The following is a 24,252-nucleotide window of genomic DNA, read 5'->3' as shown; positions in this document are numbered from 1 at the left end:
CGGCATGACCGACCCCGAGCCGGGGTACCGCCCAGGAATGCCGCTGACCCGCAGCCTCGACGACTCGACCGTGGTGATCACCGGTGCCTCCAGCGGAATCGGTGCCGCGACCGCCTACGCGTTGGCCCGGCGGGGCGCCGCTGTGGCGCTGGCCGCCCGCAGCGGTGCGGCTCTGGACCAGGTCGCGCAGCGCTGTCGGGAGCTGGGCGGCCAGGCGCTGGCGGTACCCACCGACGTGACCGACATGGCCTCGATGCAGCGGCTGGCCGACCGTACGGCGGCGGAGTTCGGCCGGATCGACGCCTGGGTCAATAACGCCGCGGTGAGCGCGGTGGGCCTGTTCGACGAGATCCCGGTCGCCGAGTTCCGCCGGGTGCTGGAGGTGAACCTGCTCGGCGCCGTGCACGGCATCCGGGCCGCGCTGCCCCACCTCGGCGCGGCCGGCGGCGGAGTGCTGGTCAACAACGCGTCGGTGCTGGCCGAGGTGGCGATGCCGTACCAGTCGGCGTACAACGCCACCAAGCACGGCATCCGGGGCCTCGCCGACACGGTCCGGCAGGAGCTGCGCGTCACCGGGCGCGGCCACATCTCGATCTGCACGATCCTGCCGGCCACCATCGACACCCCGTTCTTCCGGCACGCGGCCAACCACAGCGGGCGCGAACTGCTGCCGCCACCGCCGGTCTACCCGCCCGAGGTGGTCGCCGAGACCATCGTCAGGATGCTGCGTCGGCCCCGCCGCGAGGCGTACGCGGGTGGCGCGGCGCGGCTGATCGGCCTGCAGTGGCGGCTGGCGCCGGCGCTGGCCGAGCGGACCCTCGGCTGGTACGCGCACCGCACCCAGTTCGGGCCGGCCGCCCGCGCGGACAGCACCGGCAACGTGTTCCACGCCGACGCGGACGCGCACCGCAACGGCGGTTGGCAGGGTCGTCGGCGGCAACTGGTCCGGATGACCGCGGCCTTCGGTCTCGCCGCCGCGGGCACCGCGGTCGGCACGATGGCGGCGTTCAGCCGCCGGTCTCGACTGGAACGGTGATGAGGCGCGCTGACCGGCCGGATGCGCCGTCCGGCACCGGCCGGCACAATAGGGCGATCATGTCGACCGACGTGCGTTGCCTGGTGCAGACCGACGAGGCGTCCGTGGTGGTCCGGCTGACCGGGGTGCTCGACGCGTCCGGCGTCGACCTGGTCCGCGACGCACTGCTCACCCAACTCTGCGACCATCCCGGCACGGTGGTGGCCGACGTGACCGAGCTGCGGGTCGCCGACCCGGCCGGGAGCGGGGTCTTCGCCGACGTCCGCCGGGAGGTCGCCGACTGGCCCGCCGCGGACCTGCTGGTCTGCGATCCCGCCGCGGCCGGGCCGGGCAGTCCGGACGCCGCGCTGGCGGGTGTGCCGGCCTGGCCGACCCTGGACGGCGCGATGGCCGCGGTCGCCGCCGCACCGCTGGCGGCGGTACTCACCGCCGAACTGGCCCCGCAGGTGGGTGCCGCCCGGCAGGCCCGCGAGCTGGTCAACGCCGGTTGCCAGCGGTGGGGCCTGCCGGCGCTGGCGGAGCCGGCCTGCATCGCGATCACCGAGATGGTCAACAACGTGGTGGCGCACGCGCACACGTCGATGACCGTCCGGCTGGCCCCGCGGGGAGACGCGCTGCAACTGGCCGTCCGGGACCACTCCGCGCTGAGGCCGGCATTCGTCGGGCCGGCCCCACTGACGTCGACCGGCGGCCGGGGCCTGCTGCTGATCGACACGATGGCCCGCCGGTGGGGCAGCAGCTCCGTACCGGACGGCAAGGTCGTCTGGTGCGTCCTGCACCCGGACGACGACACCGCGTCCCCCGGCTGATCCGGGCCTTTCCACCGCGCCAGCCCTTTCGTCCGCAATTTGCCCGGTACGGGCACCGCCGGGTCGGTTACGGCGGGAGGGCAGTGGGTAGTGATCAGCCATGCGCGACAACGAGTACCCGACCCCCGTGTCCGACCCCGAGGCGGAGGGGCTGCCCGACACCGCCGACGACGACTCGACCGCCAACGACGACGTGCTCACCGGGCGCGAGGCGGACGGCCCGGAGCCGGCCCAGCTGCCCGGCGACCGTACGCCGGTGGCGGTGGACCGGTTCGGGACCACGGCGGAGGAACAGCTCGACGGCGAGTCGCTGGACTACAAGCTCCAGCGGGAGAGCTACGAGCGCCCCGTCGACGACCCGCTGGCCGGTCCGGTCGACCCGAAGATCGCCGACGAGGCGGAGAACGAGGCGGCCGCGGCGCAGGCACAGCTGGACGCCGACGTGATGGACCAGGGCCCCACCTCGGACCCGAAGTCCCCAGTCTCGCTCTACGACCACGGTCAGCTCGGCACAGTGGCCGACGCGACGGTGGGCCGGCTGGTGGAGCCGGACGAGGGCGCGCACACCGACCAGGAGACCGACTCCGTGGCGTACGACGCGGGGTCGGCCGGCGGTGGGGCGACGGCCGAGGAGCTGGCCATGCACGAGACCCAACCGCCGCGCTCGGTGTGAGGGCGGCCGCGGGGCAGCCGGTCGCCGGCACCGGCGGCCGGCTCAGTTGTCGAGGCCCCGCTCGATCGCGTACCGGGTCAGCTCCACCCGGTTGTGCAGCTGCAACTTGCCGAGGGTGTTCTGCACGTGGTTCTGCACCGTGCGGTGGGAGAGCCCGAGTCGCTGCGCGATCTGCTTGTACGACAGCCCCTTGGCCACCAGGCGCAGCACCTCGGTCTCCCGGTCGGTGAGCGCGGGCGCCCCGACCTCCGCGCCGTGCGCCAGGGCGGCTGCGGGCCCTCCCCCGACCGCCAGCCGGCGATACTCGCCTAGCACCAGGCCGGCCAGGCCCGGAGTGAAGACGGGCTCGCCCGCCGCAGTACGGCGTACCGCGTCGAGGAACTCCGCGGGCGCCGCCGACTTCATCAGGTACCCGGTGGCCCCCGCCTTGACCGCGTCCAGCACGCTCTGCTGCTCGCCGCTGGCACTGAGCATCAGCACCCGCACCTCGGGCAGCGCCGCGCGTATCCCCTGGATCACCTCGACGCCGGAGATGTCCGGCAGTTGCAGGTCGAGGACCACCACGTCGGGCCGGGCCGCGGCGGCCACCCGGACGGCCTGGCGCCCCTCGCCGCTGGTGGCGACCACCAGGTGACCGGCCTCGGTCAGGTCCCGGGCGACGCCCTCGCGCCACATCGGATGGTCGTCGACCACCATCACCCGCACCGGGCTCACCGGTCGGCCCTCGGCACGCTCAACTCGATCTCGGTGCCGGCGTCGGGAGCCGACACGATGCGGACCGTGCCGCCGAGGTCGGCCACCCGTCCCCGGATCGACTGGGTGACCCCGAGCCGCCCCTGCGCGGCGGCCTCGGCGAGCCGCCCGGCCGGAATCCCCGGCCCCTCGTCCCGGACCGACACGGTCACCGTCGCCCCCTCGTCCTCGACCAGCACCCAGGCCCGTCCGCCCGCGTGCCGACCGACATTGTCCAGCGCCGCGCCGGTGGCGGCGGCGAGCTCCCGGGCCACCGGCCGGGGCAGCGGCACCGGGGTGGCCGGCGCGGAGAGCGACACGGTCGACGAGGCGTACCGGCCGAGCAGGGACCGCAGGTCCACCTCACCGGCGTCCGCCCCCGGGCCGGCCGGGTCCGCGGTCCCGGTGATCAGGGCGCGCAGCGCGGCCTCCTGCTCGCCGGCCAGCCGGGCCAGTTCGCCGGCCTCGCCGGGCAGGTCCGCGCCCCGGCGCTGGACGAGGGCCAGCACCTGGAGCACCGAGTCGTGGATACCCCGCGCCAGCCGCTCCCGCTCCCGGGTGGCCGCCTCCAGCTCCACCGCGCGTTGCAGCCGTTCCTCGGCGGTCACCGCCAGCCGGGCGACGTGCCCGACCACCACCCCGGCCAGCAGCATCAGGATCACCCCGGTGAACGAGGACTGACCGATCCGTTCCCGGGTGGCCAGGTCCGCGCCGGCGAACAGCAGCGCGGCCACTGTGCCCCGCCGCCGGCCGCCCGAGACCGCCCAGGCCAGCACCGGGCCGGCCATCCAGGCCACCCCCAGGGTGGGTACGCCGGTGGCGAGCGCCGCCCGGCCGACCGCCCACGGGGTGGCCAGCACGATGGCCAGCACCACCCCGAGGTCGGCCAGCAGCAGCGGCCAGCGCCGCCAGGCCGGCCGGGCGTACCCGAGCGCCGTCGCACCGGTCCAGACGATCATCACCAGGACCAGGGCGCCGACGGCGAGCGGGTGGGCGTACCGGTCGGCGTCGCGCACCGCCAACACGCAGACGTACGCCAGGGAGGCCAGCCGGAACACCGTGAGCGCACGCCAGAGCGGCACCTCGAAACCACCCGGCGGCGACGGCATGGCCGTCACGATGCCACAGCCGGGCCAGGTGCCCGAAGGCCGACCGGTGCGAGCCGGGAAACCCTGTCGTACGGTGGAAAAAGCCGCGAAGACAGCGAGATCCGCCGCCGGGACGGGGCCATGACGAATGCAGATCCGAGCCCACCGCGTACGGTTGTGCCCATCGAACCTGCCCTCCTGATCGCCGAGGCCTTCGACCAGGCCGAGGTGACCGAGCTTCGACACTCGGTCACCTCCTGCGCGCACGCCGCCGGGCTGGGCGGTCAGCGGCTGGACGACTTCGTGCTGGCGATCAACGAGCTGATCACGAACGCGGTGCGGCACGGCGGCGGCCGGGGCTGGCTGCGGCTCTGGCGGCAGCCCTCGGCGCTGGTCTGCGAGGTCGCCGACCACGGTCAGGGGATCAGCGCCCAACGCCTCGGTGACCGGAGCCGACCGGAGCCGGAGACCGCCGGCGGTTGGGGTCTCTGGCTGGCCCGCGAACTGACCGACACCATGGAGGTGGTGACCGGCACCGCCGGCACCATCGTCCGCATCACCGCCACCCTCACCTCCGGCTGACCCGCGCCCCGCCGAGAGGGCGGGGTCAGGAGAAGAGGGCGGAGACCGACTCGCCGTTGTGGATCCGGCGCATCGCCTCGGCCAGGGCGGGGGCCACCGACAGCACCTGGAGCTTCGGCGTGCGCTTGGCCTCCGGGATGGGCACCGTGTTGGTGCAGACGATCTCCAGCACACCGTCCTGCGCACCGAGCCGGTGCAGCGCGTCGCCGGAGAAGAGCCCGTGCGTACAGGCCAACCGGATCGACCGCACCTTCAGCCCGCGCAGGTGCTCCATCAGCTCGATCACCGTGCTGCCCTTGGCGATCTCGTCGTCCAGAACGATGACGTCCCGGTCGGCCACCTCGCCGATCACCGCGCTGATCTTCACCAGGTCGTCGCTGAACCGCTGCTTGGCCCCCGCCGCCACCGGCGTGCCGAGCATCCGGGCGAAGGCGGCGGCCTCCTTCGCGTTGCCCAGGTCCGGCGAGACCACCACCGTGTTGCTCAGGTCGTAGCGCTTGAAGTGGTTGGCCAGCTCGCGCAGCGCGTGCAGGTGGTCGACGGGGACGCTGAAGAAGCCGTGCACCTGCGGCGAGTGCAGGGTCAACGCGAGCACCCGGTCGGCGCCGGCCGAGGTGAGCAGGTCGGCGACGAGGCGGGCGCCGATCGAGATCCGCGGCGCGTCCTTCTTGTCCGAGCGGGCGTACGCGTAGTGCGGCAGCACCACGGTGATCCGGCCGGCGGAGGCTCCACGGGCCGCGTCGATCATGAGCAGCAGCTCGACCAGATGCTCCTGCACCGGCGGCACCAGGGGCTGGATCAGGAAGACGTCCCGCTCCCGGCAGTTGGCCTGCAGCTGCACTTCCAGGCAGTCGTTGGCGAACCGGGACACCCGTACCGGGTGCAGCGGGACATTCAGGTGGGCACAGATCTCGGCGGCGAGGTCGGGGTGGGCGGTTCCACTGAAAACGGCGATGTCGCGCACGTCCGCACATCGTAGGCGACGTCGAGGGGGTGGTGACGCCGGTCGCACCGCGCCGCCGCTTTGGGTACGGTGCTGCCGTGACCCCCCAGTACGTCGCCGCCATCGACCAGGGCACCACCTCCTCGCGGTGCATCGTCTTCGACCGGGCCGGGGACATCGTCGCCGTGGCGCAGCGCGAGCACCGGCAGATTTTCCCCCGGCCAGGCTGGGTGGAGCACGACGCCGAGGAGATCTGGGACAACGTCGAGCGGGTGGTCTCCGAGGCGCTGGACACCGCCGGCACCGACGCGGCCGGGCTCGCCGCCGTCGGCATCACCAACCAGCGGGAGACCACCGTGGTCTGGGACCGGGCCACCGGCCGGCCGGTGGCCAACGCCGTGGTCTGGCAGGACACCCGGACCGGGCCACTGCTGCGCGAGCTGGAGCGGTCGTACGGTGAGGAGAAGTTCCGGGCCCGCACCGGCCTGCCGCTGGCCACCTACTTCGCCGGGCCGAAGCTGCGCTGGCTGCTCGACGAGGTCGACGGCCTGCGGGAGCGCGCCGAGCGCGGCGAGGTGCTCTTCGGCACCATCGACAGCTGGCTGATCTGGAAGCTCACCGGCGAGCACGTCACCGACGTGACCAACGCCAGCCGGACGATGCTGATGGACCTGACCACCCTCGACTGGGACCCGGAGCTGCTGGAGGCGATGGGTGTGCCGGCCGCGATGCTGCCGCAGATCCGCTGCTCCGCCGAGGTGTACGGGACGGCCACCGGCGTGCTGGCCGGGGTGCCGGTGGCCAGCGCGCTGGGCGACCAGCAGGCGGCCCTGTTCGGGCAGACCTGCTTCCAGCCGGGCGAGGCCAAGTGCACCTACGGCACCGGCAGCTTCCTGCTGCTCAACACCGGGACCAGCCCGGTGCCCTCGACGCACGGCCTGCTCACCACCGTGGCCTACCGGATCGAGGGGCAGCCCGCCGCGTACGCCCTGGAGGGCGCGATCGCGGTCACCGGTTCGCTGGTGCAGTGGCTGCGGGACAACCTCGGGCTGATCTCCACCGCGCCCGAGGTGGAGGAGCTGGCCCGCACCGTGGACGACAACGGCGGCTGCTACGTGGTGCCGGCGTTCTCCGGCCTGTTCGCCCCGCACTGGCGCAGCGACGCCCGGGGCGTCATCGCCGGACTGACCGGCTACATCACCAGGGGGCACCTGGCCCGGGCGGTGCTGGAGGCGTCGGCGTGGCAGACCCGCGAGGTGGTCGACGCGATGAACGCCGACTCCGACGTGGCGCTACGCCGGCTGCGGGTGGACGGCGGGATGACCGCCAACGGGCTGCTCATGCAGTTCCTCGCCGACGTGCTCGACGTACCGGTGGTGCGCTCCCGGATCACCGAGACCACCTGCCTGGGCGCCGCGTACGCCGCCGGCCTGGCGGTCGGCTTCTGGCCCGACCTGGCCACCCTGCGGACGCAGTGGCGCTCCGACGCCCAGTGGGAGCCGGCGATGGCCCCGGAGCTGCGCGAGCGGGAGCTGGGCAACTGGCGCAAGGCCGTGCAGCGCACCCTCGACTGGGCGGAGTGAGCCGTGCCCGTGACCAACCCCTGGCTGGGCGGCCCCAGCCCGCGCGAACGCCTCGACCGACCGAGGTTGGAGGAGCGCATCCTCAACCTGCTGTCGTCGCAGAACATGTGCGTGCTGGCCACCACCGGCCCGGACGGCCCGCTGGCCACCCCGGTCCGCTACTTCCACCTCGACTTCGCGCTGATGTTCACCACCGCGGCGAAGTCGCCGAAGATGCGCAACATCGCCGCCGACCCCCGGGTGTCGATCGGGGTCTTCGCCCCGCTGGTCGGTCAGGCCAGCAGCCGGGGTGCGCAGCTCTTCGGCCGGGCCCGGGACCTCGATCCACAGGATGAGGACTTCGCCCACTACTGGCCGGCGGTGCGCTGGCAGTCCGACCATGTCGAGCGGTCACGCAGCCTGGACGAGCCGCCCGACGGGCCGCTGGTGGTGGTGGAGGCGGATCGGATCGTCTACACCGAGCACTGGCTGCGCCGCGACGGCTACGCCCCGCGCCAGTTCTGGACGCGCTCCCCGACGTCTTGATCGCCTCTGAGACCCGTCCGGCTCAGCTCCAGCGGTTGCCGGTGAGCTTCTCGTAGACGTCGACGTAGCGGGCCCGGGTCGCCTCGACCACCTCGGCCGGCATGTCCGGCGCCGGTCCCTGCTTGTCCCAGCCGCTGCCGGTGGCCCAGTCCCGCACGTACTGCTTGTCGTAGGAGAACTGCACCCGGCCCGGCTGGTACGACTCCGCCGGCCAGAACCGCGACGAGTCCGAGGTGAGCAACTCGTCGGCGAGGACCAGGGTGCCGTCCGGAGCCCAGCCCAGCTCGATCTTCGTGTCGGCCACCAGGATGCCGCGGTCGGCGGCCAACTCGGCGCCGCGCCGGTAGATGTCGATGGTGATCTGCCGCAGCCGCTCGGCGGTCGCCTCGCCCACCTTGTCCACCACGTCGGCGTACGTGATCGGCTCGTCGTGTTCGCCCACCGGCGCCTTGCTCGACGGCGTGAAGATCGGCTCGGGCAGGATCGACGCCTCACCGAGGCCCCGGGGCAGCGGCACGCCGGAGACGGCACCGGTGCGCTCGTACTCGCGCAGGCCGCCGCCGGTGAGGTAGCCCCGGGCGACGCACTCGACCGGGACCATCTCCAGCCGCTGGACGCGGATCGCCCGCCCGGCGAACTCCGCCGGCACGTCGGTGGCCGAGATGACGTGGTTGGGCACCAGGTCGGCGAGCTGGTCGAACCACCACAGCGAGAGGGCGGTGAGCAGGCGACCCTTGTCCGGGATGGGCGTCGGCAGCGCCACGTCGTAGATCGAGATGCGGTCCGAGGCGACCAGGATCAGGTCGTCACCGTCGGCGTAGACGTCCCGGACCTTGCCCGAGTGCAGAAGTTCCACGCGCCCTAGTACACCACGCGTCGGCGCGCGGCCCGTTCCGGCCACCGCGCCTCGGCTGTCGGACCGGGACGGCGTGGGTCAGACCGGGGCACGCCGGTCCGAACCGGCCACCGGCCGCGGAAAGGGCGGCAGGTGACCGGACGGACGTTGACACTCTCCGGTGCCGCCTGCGTGAATGGTCCGACCGCCGCCGCCCGCAGGTGCCAGGAGACCCCGTGCCCGTTGTCCGACCCCCGATCGACCGCCTCGGCGCCGACCCGGGCCGGCGCCGGCTGCTCGGCGCGCTGCTCGGTGCCCCACTGCTGGCCTCCGGCAGCCTCACCGGCTGCAGCGACGACGCGGCGGCACCCGCCCAGGACGGGCCGATCGAGCTGTCGGTCTTCTGGTGGGGCGGCACCCGACGGGCCGAACTCACCGAGAAGGCGCTCCGCCTCTACTCGCAGCGCAATCCCCGGGTCACCTTCCGGGTCACCTGGCAGGGCGCCGACGGTTACTACGACCGGCTGGCCACCCAGGCGGCCGGCGGCAACGTGCCGGACCTGATCCAGCTCGACGACACCATGCTGACCGAGTACGCCCAGCGCCAGATCGTCCTCGACCTGAGCGAACACGTCGCCGACCACCGGTTGGACCTGCGGATGCTGCCCGAGGGTCTGGTCCGCTACGGCAGCGTGGACGGCCGGACGATGGCCGTGGCCAGCGGACAGACCCACGCGGCGGTGGTCTTCAACCGGGACCTGCTGGACCGGCTGCGGGTGCCCGACCCGCGCAGCGGGATGACCTGGAGCGAGTACGTCTCCTGGGCGGAGGAGGTGACCCGAGCCAGCGACGGCCGGGTGGCCGGCACCATGGACCCGTCCGGCGACTACCGGGCACTCTGGCTGTGGCTGCGCTCCGAGGGCGGCGAGTTCTACCGCGGCCGGCAGCTCGGCTTCGGCGCGGACGAGTTGATCGGCTGGTTCGAGCTGTGGCAGCGGGCGCGTCGCGTACGGGCCACGCCGGGCGCCGCGCTCGTCGAACAGGCCGACAGCGGTCAGCCGGCCCGGCAACTGGTCGTCACCGGCCTGACCGCCGCGTCGTTCGCCTGGTCGCACCAGCTACCCGAGCTGCAACGGCTCACCCGGTCGGAGCTGGGTCTGGTCGGCCTACCGGGTTCGCTCGGGGCGCAGTGGGCGCGGGCGTCGATGTACTGGGCGGCGTTCCGCGGCACCCGCCACCCGGACACCGTGCTAGACGTGATCAACTTCCTGACCACGAACGGCGAGGCGGGCACCGTCCTCGGCCACGAACGGGGCCTGAACCCCAGTCTCGCCGTACGCCGCTACGCGGAGGGCAGCATCACCGACCCGGCCCAGCAACGGGCCGCCACCTTCGGTGCCAGCATCGCCGACCGCCTCGGGCCCGCACCGGCGCCACCCCCGAAGGGGCACACCAAGGTGCGGTCCCTGCTGGTCGCCGCCGCGGAGAGCATCCGCTCCGGCCGGGCCGGCACCCGTGCCGCCACGTCCCGCTTCCTCGCCCAGGCCGACGCCGCACTGGCGACCTGACCTGACCGTCGCCCCCCGACTCCGGCGATGTCCCGTAAGCCCGATGGCCGGCGCGCCGAGCCGGGCGGCAGCGCTAGCGGCCCGCACCCGTCGAGCCGGGCGGCCGGATGGGCCGGCGTTGCGGTGCCGGCCCATCCGGCCGAGGGTCAGCGCGGCGGGCCGCCCCGGCGGTTACGCATCAGCCGCAGCACCAGGAACACGATGATCGCCACCACCACGAGGCAGCAGAGCAGACCGAGGAAGCCGAAGCCGCCGCCACGGGAGCGCCGGCGGGCGGCCTCCACCACGACTTCGCCGGTACCTGTGGACGCCCAGGCCGCCACCGGCACGAAGACCGCCAGTACGACCGCACCGAGGACCGCGCTGAGCCGGCCCCACCACTTGCCGAAAGAAGACATGTGCCCATCCTCGCCGAGAAGTGCAACCCCGGCACGCTGGTCACCTGATGGGGGTGGGTGGCCGTGCGCCGGGCGAGGCGGGCCGGACATGCGAACGGCCCCCGAGGAGATTCTCGAGGGCCGTTCGTCGTGGTAGCGGGGACAGGATTTGAACCTGCGACCTCTGGGTTATGAGCCCAGCGAGCTACCGAGCTGCTCCACCCCGCGTCGACTTGATAAGACTAACCCATCCGTCCCCACGATGATCAGCGGGGGTCCACTTCCGCCGAGCCGGTTGCCGGCGAGCGGATGGGGCATGCGAAACGGCCCCCGAGGAGATCCTCGGGGGCCGTTCGTCGTGGTAGCGGGGACAGGATTTGAACCTGCGACCTCTGGGTTATGAGCCCAGCGAGCTACCGAGCTGCTCCACCCCGCGTCGGCTCGATAACCGTAGCGCACCGACCCGGGCCACCGCAAAGCGACCCGGATCCCGCCGTCGCCGACCCCGCTGACCGGCCGCGTCAGTCGAGCCAGTCCTCGATCGCCGCCACCGCCCGCCGACTGTCGGCGTCGACCTGGGCACGGTCGGCCGAGGTGTTCTCCCAGCCCTGTTCCCAGAGCACCGTCACCACGTCGCCGGTCCGGATCGCCCGGATCAGCCGGACCTCGTCGCCGCCCGGTTCGCCCCTGCCGTCCAGGAACGGAGCCCGCATCTCGAACAGCACCGACTCGTCGCCGTACCTCCCCGGGTCCAGCAGCCGCTGCCGCCAGGTCCTCCCGGCCTGGTCGGGCAACTCCTGCCGGGGGCAGGCACGCACGGCCTGCCGCAACTCCCGCAGCGCGTCGTCGGCACGCCCCGCCCGGTAGATGGTGATGGTGTGCCGGTAGCTGCCGTCCGGCACGTACCCCTTCGGAGTTTCCGGCAGCTTGTAGGCCAGGTACCGCGCACGGCGCTGCACCACGGCGGACTCACTGGGATACCGGGCCGCGCAGAGCACCGGCAGCATCGGCCCCTCCGTATGAGATTCCAGGCCGGTCCGGTTAGCGGCCGCCAGGACGAAGAAGGCGCGGTCCGGGATCGAGGTGGGCCCCGGGTGCGTCGGGGCGCCGGTCGTCGGAGCCGGCGGCCTACCGCTCGGCGTGCGCGACGGCGCCAGCGTCGCAGGGGCCGGCGACGGGGACAGCGACGGGGTCGGCCGGGGAGCGGGTCCGGTCGGTACCGGGCCGGGGGTGTCGGCGGGCGGCGGCAACGGCGGGGAGCCGTCCGCCGAGAGCACCAGCCGGCCACCGGCGGCCACCCCGCCCAGCAGCAGCGCCACCGCGAGCGCGGTACCGGCCACCCGGGCCCGGGCCCGCCGGTCCGCGCGCCGCCGCACCACCTCGGGGGGGGCCAGTTCCTGGCCGTCGACGGTGGCGGTGAGCGACCGGTACAGGTCGGCGAGTTCAGCTGACATCGTTGGCCTCCAGCTCCACGGTGGAGAGGTCGGGCAGCAGCGCGGCGAGCCGGGACCGGCCCCGGGACAGCCAGGACTTCACGGTGCCGACGGGTACGTCGGCCTCCCGGGCGATCTCCTCCACGGACATGTCGAAGAGGTAGTGCAGGGCCAACGCCTGCCGCTGGGCGGTCGGCAGTTGGCGGAGCGCGCGGACCAGCAGGACGGCGTCCTCGCTCGGTGGCGCGACAGTCGGCGGCGGCCCGGTGCGGCTCAGCACCGCCCGCCAGCGGTGCAGGCGCCGCCAGCGGTCGGTCGCCAGCCGGGCCACCACCAACCGCAGCCAGGCCTCCGGCGCCGGATGCGTCGACAGCCGTCCCCACTGCCGCCACGCCCGGGCGTACGCCTCCTGCACGAGATCCTGCGCCTCGGTGTGGTCGCCGGTGACCGCGTAGCCGTACCGCAGCATCCGCCGGGCGGTGCCCCGATACAACTCGTCGAAGCTCTGCGCGTCCCTCACGGCTGTTCCCCCTCGTCCGCACCCCGTTGCAGTGAGGACGGTCAACCGGTGCCACAGGTTGCGGGCCGCACGGCCCGGGCCTGTCGGAGAGGCGACAGCCGCGCCCGGCCGGCGGACACGGCGGAGCCCCCGCCATCCGGACCGGGTGCGGTCCGACGACGGGGGCTCCGAGAGGTACGCCCCGTAGCGAGGGGTCAGCCGCCAGCGGCCGCCGACGGAGTGGCGCTGGGGGTGCCGGACGGGCCGCCGCTCGGCGACGGGCTGCCACCCGGGTTCGGAGTGGCCGCCCGCTGGGCCTGCTGGAAGGCGGTGAGGGCCTCGTCGAGCGTCTTGAGCGCCCGCCCGTACCGCTCGAAGTCACCGGAGGTCTGCGCCGCCCGCACCTCCGTGATGGCCGTCTGCACCCGCTCCGCCGCGATGGCCAGTTCCCCGGTCAGCGGTGGGGGGTTGCCGCCGGTCGGCGGCGGCGGGTTGCCCCCGGTCGCCGGCGGCGGCGGAGCGCCCTGCCCGGCCCGCTTGCCCTGGTCGACAAGCTGCTTGATGCCGTCGTTGATGTTGTCGGCGAGCGCCACGAAGGAGCCGCCGTCGCCGTAGGAGAGCAGCACCTTCTGCAGCAGCGGGTACGCGTCCTGCTGGTTGCTCTTCACGTACACCGGCTCGACGTAGAGCATGCCGTCGCCGAACGGCAACGAGAGCAGGTTGCCGTACTGCACCTGGGCCTGGTTGCTGGAGAGCAGGTTCAGCTGCTGGCGGATGTTGGCGTTGTTGGTCATCTGCTGGTGCACCTGCACCGGACCGGAGATCCGGGTCTGGTCCGGCAGCTCCAGCACCTCCAGCCGGGGCTGCCCGTCGACGTACGACCCGGAGATCAGCGCGGCCAGGTTCTGCCGACCGTTCGGGGTGACCGCCGCCGTGAGCTGGAAACGCGCCGACTCCTGCCCCGGGAACTGGGTGAACAGGTAGTACGGCGGCTGCTTCTGACCGCTGTCCGGCGCGTCCGGCACGTTGGGCACCTGCCAGAAGTCCTGCGCGGAGTAGAAGTCGCCCGGGTTGGTCACGTGGAACTTGGTGAGCAGGTTGCGCTGCACCTTGAACATGTCCGCCGGGTAGCGGAGGTGCTCGGTCAGCTCGACCGGGATGTCCTTCTTCGGCAGCACCAGGTCACCGCCGAACGCCTTGTTCCACGCCTTGAGCACCGGGTCGGTGTCGTCGAACTCGTAGAGCTTCACCGTGCCGTCGTACGCGTCGACGGTGGCCTTGACCGAGTTGCGCATGTAGTTGACGTTCTCCCGGGCCAGCTGGAACGTGCCCCGGTTGGTCAGCTCGTCGGTGGTCTCCTCGCGCAGGTTGATCCGCTCGGCGTACGGGTACGTGGCCGCCGTGGTGTAGCCGTCGACGATCCACTGCACCCGGCCGTCCACCACCGCCGGGTACGGGTCGCCGTCGAGGGTGAGGAACGGCGCGACCTTCTCCACCCGGTCCCGCGGGTTGCGCACGTAGAGCAGCTTGGAGTCCTTGTTGACCGCCTCGGAGAGCAGGAAGTTCGACTCCTGCTCCTTGATGGCGTAGAGCAGCCGCCGGGGGAACGAGCCGATCTCCACGCCGCCGGTGCCGGTGTAGGTGTACGACTCGCCGCCGCCCTCGCCGACCGGCCGGTCGAACTCGGCCTTCTTCTTCGGGTCGGCCTGGCCGACGATCGCGTAGTCGTCGTTGTTCATCCGCTCGCCGTAGTAGATGCGCGGCTGCTTGGCCGTGATCTGCTCGGTCTGCGAGGAGCACGCCTCCTGGGTCTTCTCGCCGAGGAAGCCGGAGACGAAGAACGGCTGCCCGCCGCAGACCACCTGGTTGGCCGGGGCGGCCACCAGGCCGTAGCCGTGGGTGTAGACGGTGTGCCGGTTGATCCAGGTGTTCTGCTGGTCGGTCAGCTCGCTGTAGTTGATCTCGCGGACGCCGACCACGTAGTCGGAGGTCTTGCCGTTCACCCCGTACCGGTCGATGTCCAGCTTCGGGCCGAAGTCGTAGAAGCCGCGCACCTGCTGGAGCTGGGTGTACGTCTCACTGACCAGTTGCGGGTCGAGCAGCCGGACGTTCGACACCACCGAGGTGTCGGTGGCCAGGCTCGGCGGTGGGGTGAGGTTGTTCGCCGCGTACGGGGTGGTCTTCGTGACACCCAACCCGAAGGCCGACCGGGTCGCGTCGATGCTGCGCTGGATGTACGGGGCCTCCTTGTCCTTGGCGCTCGGCTTGACCTCGAAGGTCTGCACCGCCCAGGGATAGATGCCGCCGATGGCCACCGCGGAGACGCCGAGCAGAGCCAGCGAGATGCCCGGCCAGACCAGGTTCCGCATCCACGCGTTGGAGAACACGATGATCGCGATCGCCACCACGATCGAGATGTACGCGAGAATCTCCTTCGCCGGAAGCAGCGCGTTGACGTCGGCGTACCCGGCGCCGTACAGCTTGGCGCCCTCGTTGTACTCCAGCAGCATCGCCCGCCGGTCCAGCACGTACGCGACAGCCTTGAGCAGCACGAAGACCGCGACCAGACTGCTCAGGTGGGCGCGGGCGGCGTTGCTCATCCGGTCACCGACGCCCTGGAGGCGGACACCGCCGAAGATGTAGTGCACCGCGAGCGCGCCGACCAGGGCCAGCACCACCGCGGTGAAGCCCACCCCCAGCAGGTAGCGCCAGAACGGCAGTTGGAAGACGTAGAAGCCGACGTCGACGCCGAACTCCGGGTCCTTGATCCCGAAATCCCCGCCGTTGCGGAACAGCAGCCACTGGGTCCACCGGCTCTGCGCGGAGAGGCCGGCGAAGAGCCCGATCACGGCGGCGGTCAGCGCGATCCAGGTGCCGAGGCGGGGGCTGAGCGCCATCCGGTAGCGCTCCAGCGTGGCCTGCTCCACCGAGTGCGGGCGCAGGCGCGGGCGCAGCCGATGCGCCAGCCACAGGTTGCCGCCGACGATCACCGCCATGCCGACGCCGATGGTGAGGAAGAGCAGCAGCCGGGTGACCAGGACGCCGGTGAAGACCTCGGTGTAGCGGACCTCGTCGAACCAGAGCCAGTCCGTCCAGGCCTGGACACCCCAGCCGAGCAGGGTGAAGAGCACGAACACCCCGACCAGGACACCGATGGTGACGCGTCCGCGCCGGCTCATCCTCGGCAGGGGGCTGCTGCTACGCATGACCACTGTTGGCTCCGCACGCTCGATATGATCGGCTCCGACCAGGAGCCCAGAGTACGGGGTGTTCCTGAACGTGTCGGGGCACGGTCACACCGCTCAGCAGCGGGTCGGCTGGCCCCCGGCGCGCAGCGTCTCCAGCGCGGCCAGCGCCTCGTCCAGCGAGCCGACCTTGAGCAGCGGCAGGTCTGGCTGTGGGTTACGGACCGCCTCCGCACAGTTGTCCGCCGGCACCAGGAAGACCTTGGCGCCGGCATCCTTCGCGCCCACCAGCTTCTGGGCGATCCCGCCGATCGGGCCGACCTTCCCCTCGTCGTCGATCGTGCCGGTGCCGGCGATGACCTTTCCGCCGGTCAGGTCGGCCGGGGTCAGCTTGTCCACGATGCCGAGGGTGAACATCAGGCCGGCGCTCGGCCCGCCGATGTCCTCCAGGTCGATGTTCAGCGTGAACGGGTGCGGCTGCTGCTGGTCGATCTCGATGCCGATCCGCGGCCGACCGTCCTGCTCGCGGCTGGTCACCTTCGCGGTGCCCGGCACGCCGTCGCGGGTGTACCCGATGGTCAACGCGGTGCCGGCCGGCTTGGCCTTGATCAGCTCGGTGAGCTCGGTGGCCACCGGCACGGGCTGGCCGTCGACCGAGGTGACCACGTCACCGGGCTTGAGCACCCCGGCGGACGGGCCATCCGCGTTGACCGTCTTGACCACGACCTGCACCGGGAAGCCCAGCTCACGCAGCGCCGCGGTCTCGGCGCTGGTCTGCGACGCCTTGAAGTCCTCGGCGTTGCGCTGCTCGACCTGCTCGGTCGACTCCCCCGGCGGGTAGACCAGCTCGCGCGGCACCACCGCCTCGTCGTCCGAGAACCAGCCGGCGATCGCCGCCCGGAGCCGCACCGTCGGCTGCACCCCCACGGTGGTCAGCCGGAGCTGGCCGGCGGAGGTGGAGGTCTCCCGGCCGGAGATCTGGATGACCTCCTTGCCGTCGGACGTGCCGAGGGTGTTGACCGTCGGGCCGGGGCCGAGCACCACGTACGGGATCGGCACCCGGAGCACCCCGATGCTGAGCAGTGCGGTGAACAGGGCACCGAGCAGGACCGTCAGGCCACGACGTCTCATGCGGCAGAGCGTACCGACCGGTCCGGCCGGGTCCGCCGCACGCGCGGCGCGACTTCGCCCTCAGCGCAACGCCAGCGGCGGCGACCTGGGGCGCCTCGCGCGTACCGTAGACGTCGTGCCTGATATTCCGTTCGGTTTCGCGCTCCCGGGTGGGCAACCACCAGACCCCAACGATCCCGCGCAGATGCAGCAGTTCATGTCGCAGTTGCAGCACCTGCTCTCCGCGCCGGGCAGCGGGCCGGTCAACTGGGACCTGGCCCGGCAGGTGGCGGCCAGCCAGCTCGCGGCGGCCGGTGACCCGGCGGTGTCGCCGTACGAGCGCAACGCGGTCGAGGAGGCGCTGCGCCTGGCCGACCTGTGGCTGGAGCCCGTCTCGGCGTGGCCCACCGGCATCCACTCCCCCGTGGCCTGGAACCGCAACGAGTGGATCTTCAAGACGCTGGACGTCTGGCGCAAGCTCTGCGACCCGGTGGCCAGCCGCATGGTCGGCGCCATGGGCGACCTGGTGCCGCCGGAGGCGCGCGCCCAGCTCGGCCCGATGCAGTCGATGGTGGCCACCCTCGGTGGCGCCCTCTTCGGTGGGCAGCTCGGCCAGGCGCTCGGCTCGCTCGCCGCCGAGGTGCTCTCCGCCGGTGACATCGGCCTGCCGCTCGGCCCGGCCGGCACCGCCGCGCTCGTCCCGGCCAACATCCGCGCGTACGGCGAGGGCCTGGAGCTGCCCGAGGACGAGGTACGCCTCTACGTGGCGCTGCGGGAGGCCGCCCACCAGCGGCTGTTCCAGCACGTCCCGTGGCTGCGCGGGCACGTGCTCAGCGCCGTGGAGATGTACGCCTCGGGCATCCGGGTCAACCGGGAGGCGATCGAGGAGGCAATGGGCCGGGTCGACCCGACCGACCCGGAGTCGATGCAGGCGATCGCGCTGGAGGGCATCTTCACCCCCGAGGACACCCCGGCGCAGAAGGCGTCGCTGGCCCGGCTGGAGACCGCGCTCGCCCTGGTGGAGGGCTGGGTCTGCCACGTCGTCGACAGCGCCGCCAGCGACCGGCTGCCGAACGTCGTCCGCCTGGGTGAGGCGTTCCGTCGTCGCCGCGCCGCCGGCGGTCCCGCCGAGCAGACCTTCGCCGCCCTGGTGGGGCTGGAGCTGCGCCCCCGCCGGCTGCGCGAGGCGGCGGCGCTCTGGGCCGCACTCACCGAGCACCGCGGCATCGCCGGCCGGGACGCCCTGTGGGGCCACCCCGACCTGCTCCCGTCGGACGACGACTTCGCCGACCCGGTCGCCTTCGCGATGGCCGACCTGGACCTGAGCGAGCTGGACAACTTCGACTTCACCGCCCCCAGTGGCGTGGAGGAGAAGGCTCCCGGCGAGCGCGACGACACCGACGGCGACGACAAGCCCTGACGGTGCTCTTCGGGGTGCTCCTCTCTGACGTGAGGGGCACCCCGACCCGTCCCGCCGACCGGCGCGCGGTTGCCTGTTGCGCGTTGCCGCTTGCCGGGTCGGGCGGGTTGGCGGTCTTGGCGGGTTGGCCAGTTGGCGGTCTTGGCCAGTTGGCGGTCTTGGCCAGTTGGCGGTCTTGGCCGGATGGCGGGTTGGCCGAGGGTCAGGCTCGGGGGCTTGAGCCCGAGAGCAGGGCGCGGGTCGCCTCCCAGCCCTCGAAGGCCGGGTCCAGCGTGGCCAGGTCGGCCGGGCCGCGCAGCCGACGCCAGCCAGCGGTGACCGCCACGTCGCCGGGACGTGGAGCGTTCGCCCGCACCTGCGACGGCGTCGCGGTGTCCAGGTCCAGCACCGGCAACCACGCCGGTACGGGCAGCCGCGTGGCGACGCCGAGCAGGCCGGGGCCGCCGCCCTCGACCGGGGCGAGCGCGACCGGCCGGGTGGTGAGCGGGCGCAGCAGCTTGCCCACGGTGAGACCGGGCAGGTCCGGCGCGTCCGCGGCGAGCACCGCCGCCTGGTCGTAGCCGTCGAGCGCGGCGAGGACCGCGTTGACGGTCGGCTCCGGAATCTCGTGCACCGCCGTACCCGGCCAGACCACCGCATCGGCCAACTCCCGGTCGGCCGGGGTGACCGCCACCGCGACGTCCACCTCGTTCAGCGTGGCCAGCAGGTCGACGACATCCTCGGCGAGCGCGGCCCGCCACTGCGCCGGATCGATGCCAGGCGGCGACCAGGCCACCGGCCCCAGCACCGCCACCACCACCCGCCGACTCACCCATCGACCCTAACCCGTCCCCACCCACCCCACCCGCCCCATCCCCGCTGCGGCCCAACCCGCCCCAGCCCATCCGCCGCTCAACCCGACCGACCCAGCCCAGCCGACCAACCGTGCGCCGGCCCGGAACGAGTCGATGGTCAGGTCGAGGGCGGCCTCGCATCCGACCAGTCCCGCCGCCACCAGGCAGGCCGAGCCGAGTCGGGTTGGGTGCCTTGGGCCGTCTATGTCGAGCCCGGATCGGCGATGCCCGGCCCGCAGTCCAGCCCGAGTCGGCCCGGCCCGTCTCAGCTCGGCCCGAGCCGGCTCAGCCCAGCCCGGCTCGGCCCGGCTTGGCTCGTCCCAGCCCGCCCGGCTCGGCTCGGCTCGGCTCGGCTCGGCCCGGCCCGGCCCGGCCCGGCCCGGCTCGGCTCGGCTCGGCTCGGCTCGGCAATCATGAATCGACAGTCGAAGCCGTTGATCGACTCGGGTTCCTGCAAATCGGGGCATCCTCGCCACCCGGACACCCCGACATCAAGGAGCCCGAGTGGATCATGCGAGGTAGGCAGGTGAAATCGGCCGTGCACCGGCTCGCATGGAGCCCCGCCGAGGAGCGACCCCGCTAAGACGAGCCCCGGCTGAGCTGGAAGCCGCTGACCTGGGTCCGGTTCAGATGGGCCCAGCTGAAGAGGGCAGCGGCGAAGCGAGTCCACCTGAGGCGGCACCGCTGAGGCCGATACCGCACAGGCAGAGCGATGACTCACCGAGATCACGCCGACCACGGGAGTGGCCTCGCGCCTGTCGCTGTGAGGACGGCGACCAGCCACCGAGGGGTGGGGCCCGCCGTGCCCGGCGGAGGGATCAAGCCTGACCGCCCGGAGCCGGGCACGGCGGGCCCCACCCCACCCACGACGCACCGCAACGTCGTAACTGAAGACCCGCCCCCACCGGCAAGCCGCCGGCGCTCAGTCGGTCAAAGGGGCGCCGGAGACGGCGGCCACGCCCTCAAGGTAGCCCCGTGCCCGTTCGGCCTTCGCGTAACGGCCGACCAGCGCCCAGAAGCGGGCGTTGTGGCTGGGCACGATGAGGTGGGCGAGCTCGTGCAGCAGCACGTAGTCGATCACCCAGTCGGGCATGTCCTGCACGCGGTGTGAGATGCGGATGCTGCGGTCGGCGGGGGTGCAGGAGCCCCACCGGCCGTTCTGGTTGGTGACCCAGCGGACGCTGGCTGGGACGGCCTGCGCGCCGTGCTCGGCGAGATAGAGGTTGATCAGCCGGGTGGCCCGGGCCAGCAGTTCCGCGTCCGAGCGGGCGAGTCGGCCCTCTCGGGCGGCGAGCCGGGCGAGCATCCGGTCGACCCACTCGCTCTCCTCGGCGCGGGAGAACTGGTCGGGGATGAGGACGACCACCCGCTCACCATCGCGGTACGCGGACACCGTGCGTCGCCGGCGCTGACTGCGCCGCACCTCGACGACCGGCTTACGCGTCCCCGCCATCACTGGCCCGCGCAGCCTCTGCTACGTGTCACGAAGGAAAGCTAATGCGTACTGACCAGGGGTCCGCAAGAGTCAACCACTCGACACGCGCCCGGAAGATGGCGATTGGTCGCCAGGAGTCCCGAAAAAATCTTTGCCGGGTGGCCGCTACCCGCCTCCGTCACCCTTCGTGGCGGTGGCCAACGGCATGATCCGCTTCTCCTCCACCGTAAGTGATCACGTTTCGCGGCGCAGCCGGGGGGCACTCGCACGGGTGGCTGAGAGGGTTTGGTCGGCGTGTCCCTGCCAAACTGACTTATCCGACCTATTTCGCCATGCACACTCTCGACGTCGACTTGCTCACAGTGGCGATGCACAGCTGACATGGAACCGCCCAGACCTGGGTAGGGTCCGCGGACCAGCGGTCACGAGCGTGACCGCGGAGTGAGACCCAGCGCCGGCGCCCCGTGTGGCCCGCCGCCGGGAAACCCGCCGGGACGGCATTGACCGGCGGACGAGACGAGGAGGGCACCGTGGCCGACCAGGCCCAGACCTACAACGGTTACTGCGTCAAGTGCAAGGAGAAGCGGGACTTCGAGGGGCACGTCGAGGTTTCGAAGACCGGAATGAACATGGCAAAGGGCAAGTGTCCGGTGTGCGGCACAACAGTGAACCGCATCCTCGGCAAGGCCAAGGTCTGACCCGTACGGGTGGACGGGGGCGGGGTGGCCGACGGCCACCCCGCCCCCGTTGCCGTTGGGTCGCCGCCACTGTCGGGTGCCCGACACCACTGCCGTCGGGCTGTGGATAACCCGGCGAATCCTGTGGACAGCGCTGGACAGTGGTCCGGCAAGCTGTGGACAACGATCGACGCAGCGCACGGAAGCGGTCACGATTCGTCGTCATGACCCGTACCGTGCTCCCCCGGCCGACGCTGCTGCCTGGCCTCACCCGGATCTGGCGCGACCGGCACACCCTCCAGCTCGGCGTGGGCCCCGGCCCGGCCGTGCTGCTGGAACTGGCCAACCCGCGCGCCGCCCACCTGCTCGACCTGCTCGACGGCACCCGCAGCGAGCGAGGCGTGCTGACCCACGCGGCCGCCGCCCGGGTCGACGCCGACGAGGCCCGTACGCTGCTCGACGCGCTGCGCGCGGCCGGCCTGCTGGTCCCCGCGCACACCCTGCTCCCCCGCGACCTGACCGGTCCGGTCCGGGCGCGACTCGCCGCCGAGGCCGGCGCACTCGCCCTGGTCGCGTCCCGGCTGCCCGGCACCCCGGCGCAGGTCCTGCGCCGCCGGCGGTCCGCCCGCGTGCTGGTCAGCGGCGCCGGTGGGCTCGGCGCACCGCTGGCGGTGGCGCTGGCCCAGGCCGGCGTCGGGCAGGTGGTTCCCGACCTCGCCGGGCCGGTACGCCCCATCGACCTCGTCGGCACCGGCATCCCCGCCGCAGAGCTGGGTCGCCCACTGGCTCCCGCGGTACGCGCCGCGGTCACCCGCGCCGCACCCGGCACCGGCACGCACCCGAGCCCCGCCGGCCGGCCGGACCTGGTGATCCACCTTGGCACCGACCGCCCACCCGCGCTGCTCGCCGCCGGTCACGCCCAGCGGCGCCAACCGCACCTGCTGGTCACCCTGCGCGAGGGCGTACCCGTGATCGGGCCGTTGGTCCGGCCCCCGGGCGGGCCGTGCCTGCACTGCGTGGAGCTGCACCGGGCGGACCGCGACCCGGACTGGCCGCGGCTCGCCGCCCAGCTCGCGGCCGGGCAGCCGGCGTCCGCCGGCGCGACCGGTACCCTGCTCGCCGCCACCGGGTACGCGCTGGCCGAGGCGTTGGCGCAGCTCGACGGCGGCAGCCCGGAGACGCTGGGAGGCGCGGTCGAGGTCGCCGGAGCGGGCCGGCTCCGCCGCCGCGGCTGGTCGCCGCACCCGGCGTGCGGGTGCTCGCGAGGTCGGGTCTGAGTACCAGCCCAGCCGCAGAGCAGCAGTGGGCCCCTTCAGTCGGTAACAATGACCGGGTGACCGACATCCCGCGCCGGGCCGTGTCCCGGACCGCCAAGCTCGCCGCTCTGCCGCTCGGCTTCGCCGGTCGGACCGTCCTCGGCATGGGTAAGCGGGTCACCGGGCTGGCCTCGGACGTGATCTCCGCGGAGATCCAGCAGCGCACCGCCGAGCAGTTGTTCAGCGTGCTGGGCCAGCTCAAGGGCGGGGCGATGAAGTTCGGCCAGGCGCTGTCGGTGTTCGAGGCGGCGCTGCCGGAGGAGATCGCCGCGCCCTACCGGCAGGCGCTGACGAAGCTGCAGGAGGCGGCACCGCCGCTGCCGGCCGCCAGCGTGCACAAGGTGCTGGCCGAGCAGTTGGGCCCGGACTGGCGGGACCGGTTCGTGGAGTTCAACGACACTCCCGCCGCGGCGGCCAGCATCGGCCAGGTGCACCGGGCGAAGTGGCGGGAGCCGGGGTACGGCCCGTCGGGCGAGCCGAACAGCCGGGACGTCGCCGTCAAGATCCAGTACCCGGGCGCCGGGGACGCGCTGCTCGCCGACCTCAAGCAGCTCGGCCGGCTGGCCGGGATGTTCCGGGCCATCCAGCCGGGGCTGGACGTCAAGCCGCTCCTGGTCGAGCTGCGCGAGCGGATCACCGAGGAGCTCGACTACGAGCTGGAGGCCGAGTCGCAGCGGGCCTTCGCGGCCGCGTACGCCGACGATCCCGAGATCTACATCCCGGCGGTGGTCTCCGGGTCGCCCCGGGTGCTGGTCACCGAGTGGGTCGAGGGCACCCCGATGGCCGACATCATCCGGGAGGGCACCGAGCAGCAGCGCGACGAGGCGGGCCGGCTGATGGCCACCCTGCACCTCTCCGCGCCGCCGCGGGCCGGGCTGCTGCACGCCGATCCGCATCCGGGCAACTTCCGGCTGCTGCCGGACGGGCGACTCGGCGTGATCGACTTCGGGGCGGTGGCACGGATGCCGGAGGGCACCCCGGAGCCGATCGGCCGGATCGCCGCGCTGGCGTTGCGTGGCGACGCGGACGAGGTGGTGGCCGGCCTGCGCAGCGAGGGCTTCATCAGCTCCACCGAGCCGATCGACGCCGAGGGGGTGCTCGACTTCATCCGCCCGATGCTGGAACCGATCGCCGCCGAGGAATTCCGCTTCAGCCGGGCCTGGCTGCGCTCCGAGGCAGCCCGGCTGGCCAGCCCCCGCTCACCGACCTACCAGCTCAGCCGCCGACTCAACCTGCCGCCGTCCTACCTGATGATCCACCGGGTGACCCTCGGCTCGATCGGAGTGCTCTGCCAACTGGAGGCGAAGGCGCCGTACCGGGGCATCCTGGAGCGCTGGCTGCCCGGCTTCGCCCCGGTGAGCTGACCCGACCGGGATACGGAAACGCCGAGGGGCGGGTGGCCGGAAGACCGGCCACCCGCCCCTTCTTCGGATGGTTCTAGAGAACGCCCAGGTCGCGAGCCGACTGGTTGCGGCTGGTCATGGCGACGGTACGGGCGGATCGGGCTGCCTCAGTGCTCGTGGTGGTACGACCGGCCTGAGAGAGTGTTGTGATACCTCGGCGTGATCATCGCTGACTCTGTCAGCGATGATC

General features: G+C 72.8%; 22 protein-coding genes and 2 tRNA genes. 11 read left to right on the top strand and 13 right to left on the bottom strand.

What is annotated here, in order from left to right; all coding sequences use genetic code 11:
- Window positions 1-4 precede the first annotated feature (4 nt).
- From ACFOW4_RS27200 to ACFOW4_RS27190, 3 genes are all read left to right on the top strand, one after another.
- The gene (locus ACFOW4_RS27200) at window positions 5-1,036 is read left to right on the top strand and encodes an SDR family oxidoreductase (RefSeq protein ID WP_377532930.1); all 1,032 of its coding nucleotides are present in this window, start codon (window positions 5-7) and stop codon (window positions 1,034-1,036) included.
- A gap of 59 nt (window positions 1,037-1,095) precedes the next feature.
- Entirely contained in the window at window positions 1,096-1,845 is a 750-nt protein-coding gene (locus ACFOW4_RS27195) for an ATP-binding protein (protein WP_377532928.1), read from the top strand.
- Between the two features lie 100 nt (window positions 1,846-1,945).
- Complete coding sequence (locus tag ACFOW4_RS27190) at window positions 1,946-2,518, top strand: DUF5709 domain-containing protein (protein ID WP_377532926.1); 573 nt, start codon at window positions 1,946-1,948, stop codon at window positions 2,516-2,518.
- A 42-nt stretch (window positions 2,519-2,560) separates the two neighbouring features.
- On the opposite strand, the gene ACFOW4_RS27185 is transcribed toward ACFOW4_RS27190, so the two are convergent.
- Together ACFOW4_RS27185 and macS are read right to left on the bottom strand one after the other, a co-directional pair.
- Window positions 2,561-3,214: a response regulator gene (locus tag ACFOW4_RS27185; protein WP_377533159.1), complete on the bottom strand. Its 654-nt coding sequence runs from the start codon at window positions 3,212-3,214 to the stop codon at window positions 2,561-2,563.
- A gap of 14 nt (window positions 3,215-3,228) precedes the next feature.
- The gene (gene macS, locus ACFOW4_RS27180) at window positions 3,229-4,359 is read right to left on the bottom strand and encodes a MacS family sensor histidine kinase (RefSeq protein ID WP_377532924.1); all 1,131 of its coding nucleotides are present in this window, start codon (window positions 4,357-4,359) and stop codon (window positions 3,229-3,231) included.
- Between the two features lie 120 nt (window positions 4,360-4,479).
- Here macS and ACFOW4_RS27175 point away from each other — a divergent pair, with 120 nt between their 5' ends.
- Entirely contained in the window at window positions 4,480-4,920 is a 441-nt protein-coding gene (locus tag ACFOW4_RS27175) for an ATP-binding protein (protein ID WP_377532922.1), read from the top strand.
- Window positions 4,921-4,945: 25 nt separating this feature from the next.
- On the opposite strand, the gene ACFOW4_RS27170 is transcribed toward ACFOW4_RS27175, so the two are convergent.
- Window positions 4,946-5,884: a ribose-phosphate diphosphokinase gene (locus ACFOW4_RS27170; RefSeq protein WP_377532920.1), complete on the bottom strand. Its 939-nt coding sequence runs from the start codon at window positions 5,882-5,884 to the stop codon at window positions 4,946-4,948.
- 77 nt (window positions 5,885-5,961) lie between these two features.
- Here ACFOW4_RS27170 and glpK point away from each other — a divergent pair, with 77 nt between their 5' ends.
- Window positions 5,962-7,446, top strand: a complete 1,485-nt coding sequence (glpK, locus tag ACFOW4_RS27165) for a glycerol kinase GlpK (protein ID WP_377532918.1) — start codon at window positions 5,962-5,964, stop codon at window positions 7,444-7,446.
- Between the two features lie 3 nt (window positions 7,447-7,449).
- A complete protein-coding gene (locus tag ACFOW4_RS27160; RefSeq protein WP_377532916.1) occupies window positions 7,450-7,971 on the top strand; it encodes a pyridoxamine 5'-phosphate oxidase family protein in 522 nt (173 codons plus the stop codon).
- A gap of 22 nt (window positions 7,972-7,993) precedes the next feature.
- On the opposite strand, the gene ACFOW4_RS27155 is transcribed toward ACFOW4_RS27160, so the two are convergent.
- Window positions 7,994-8,827, bottom strand: coding sequence for a phosphoribosylaminoimidazolesuccinocarboxamide synthase (locus tag ACFOW4_RS27155; RefSeq protein WP_377532915.1), 834 nt, complete (start codon window positions 8,825-8,827; stop codon window positions 7,994-7,996).
- Between the two features lie 215 nt (window positions 8,828-9,042).
- On the opposite strand from ACFOW4_RS27155, the gene ACFOW4_RS27150 reads away from it, so the two are divergent.
- The gene (locus ACFOW4_RS27150) at window positions 9,043-10,374 is read left to right on the top strand and encodes an ABC transporter substrate-binding protein (RefSeq protein WP_377532913.1); all 1,332 of its coding nucleotides are present in this window, start codon (window positions 9,043-9,045) and stop codon (window positions 10,372-10,374) included.
- 146 nt (window positions 10,375-10,520) lie between these two features.
- On the opposite strand, the gene ACFOW4_RS27145 is transcribed toward ACFOW4_RS27150, so the two are convergent.
- The 7 genes from ACFOW4_RS27145 to ACFOW4_RS27115 all read right to left on the bottom strand — a co-directional run bounded on the left by ACFOW4_RS27145 (window position 10,521) and on the right by ACFOW4_RS27115 (window position 16,999).
- On the bottom strand, window positions 10,521-10,772 hold the full coding sequence (locus tag ACFOW4_RS27145; protein ID WP_377532911.1) for a hypothetical protein: 252 nt from the start codon (window positions 10,770-10,772) through the stop codon (window positions 10,521-10,523).
- A 130-nt stretch (window positions 10,773-10,902) separates the two neighbouring features.
- A tRNA-Met gene (locus tag ACFOW4_RS27140) sits at window positions 10,903-10,979 on the bottom strand.
- A gap of 131 nt (window positions 10,980-11,110) precedes the next feature.
- A tRNA-Met gene (locus tag ACFOW4_RS27135) sits at window positions 11,111-11,187 on the bottom strand.
- An 85-nt stretch (window positions 11,188-11,272) separates the two neighbouring features.
- Window positions 11,273-12,205, bottom strand: a complete 933-nt coding sequence (locus tag ACFOW4_RS27130) for a hypothetical protein (RefSeq protein WP_377532909.1) — start codon at window positions 12,203-12,205, stop codon at window positions 11,273-11,275.
- Entirely contained in the window at window positions 12,195-12,704 is a 510-nt protein-coding gene (locus ACFOW4_RS27125; RefSeq protein WP_377532907.1) for a SigE family RNA polymerase sigma factor, read from the bottom strand. The genes ACFOW4_RS27130 and ACFOW4_RS27125 overlap by 11 nt, the downstream gene beginning before the upstream one ends.
- A 194-nt stretch (window positions 12,705-12,898) precedes the next feature.
- Window positions 12,899-15,889, bottom strand: a complete 2,991-nt coding sequence (locus ACFOW4_RS27120) for a UPF0182 family protein (RefSeq protein ID WP_377532905.1) — start codon at window positions 15,887-15,889, stop codon at window positions 12,899-12,901.
- Between the two features lie 96 nt (window positions 15,890-15,985).
- Complete coding sequence (locus tag ACFOW4_RS27115; RefSeq protein ID WP_377532903.1) at window positions 15,986-16,999, bottom strand: PDZ domain-containing protein; 1,014 nt, start codon at window positions 16,997-16,999, stop codon at window positions 15,986-15,988.
- A 115-nt stretch (window positions 17,000-17,114) separates the two neighbouring features.
- Between ACFOW4_RS27115 and ACFOW4_RS27110 the strand changes: the two genes are divergently transcribed.
- Window positions 17,115-18,398: a zinc-dependent metalloprotease gene (locus ACFOW4_RS27110; RefSeq protein ID WP_377532901.1), complete on the top strand. Its 1,284-nt coding sequence runs from the start codon at window positions 17,115-17,117 to the stop codon at window positions 18,396-18,398.
- 202 nt (window positions 18,399-18,600) lie between these two features.
- Here ACFOW4_RS27110 and ACFOW4_RS27105 read toward each other — a convergent pair whose 3' ends face one another.
- Together ACFOW4_RS27105 and ACFOW4_RS27100 are read right to left on the bottom strand one after the other, a co-directional pair.
- Window positions 18,601-19,209: a hypothetical protein gene (locus tag ACFOW4_RS27105; RefSeq protein WP_377532899.1), complete on the bottom strand. Its 609-nt coding sequence runs from the start codon at window positions 19,207-19,209 to the stop codon at window positions 18,601-18,603.
- A 944-nt stretch (window positions 19,210-20,153) separates the two neighbouring features.
- Window positions 20,154-20,684, bottom strand: coding sequence for a M48 family metallopeptidase (locus tag ACFOW4_RS27100; RefSeq protein WP_377532898.1), 531 nt, complete (start codon window positions 20,682-20,684; stop codon window positions 20,154-20,156).
- Window positions 20,685-21,196: 512 nt separating this feature from the next.
- Between ACFOW4_RS27100 and ACFOW4_RS27095 the strand changes: the two genes are divergently transcribed.
- From ACFOW4_RS27095 to ACFOW4_RS27085, 3 genes are all read left to right on the top strand, one after another.
- A complete protein-coding gene (locus tag ACFOW4_RS27095) occupies window positions 21,197-21,364 on the top strand; it encodes a DUF5679 domain-containing protein (RefSeq protein WP_007464795.1) in 168 nt (55 codons plus the stop codon).
- A 203-nt stretch (window positions 21,365-21,567) separates the two neighbouring features.
- Window positions 21,568-22,620, top strand: coding sequence for a TOMM precursor leader peptide-binding protein (locus tag ACFOW4_RS27090; RefSeq protein ID WP_377532896.1), 1,053 nt, complete (start codon window positions 21,568-21,570; stop codon window positions 22,618-22,620).
- A 56-nt stretch (window positions 22,621-22,676) separates the two neighbouring features.
- Window positions 22,677-24,023, top strand: a complete 1,347-nt coding sequence (locus ACFOW4_RS27085) for an ABC1 kinase family protein (RefSeq protein WP_377532894.1) — start codon at window positions 22,677-22,679, stop codon at window positions 24,021-24,023.
- The last annotated feature ends 229 nt before the right edge of the window (window positions 24,024-24,252 follow it).

It is taken from the genome of Micromonospora sp. GCM10011542 (assembly GCF_042650685.1).
GTDB lineage: Bacteria > Actinomycetota > Actinomycetes > Mycobacteriales > Micromonosporaceae > Micromonospora.
The sequence above is the reverse complement of the archived record's forward strand: the minus strand, read 5'-3'. Positions and strand labels throughout refer to the sequence as shown.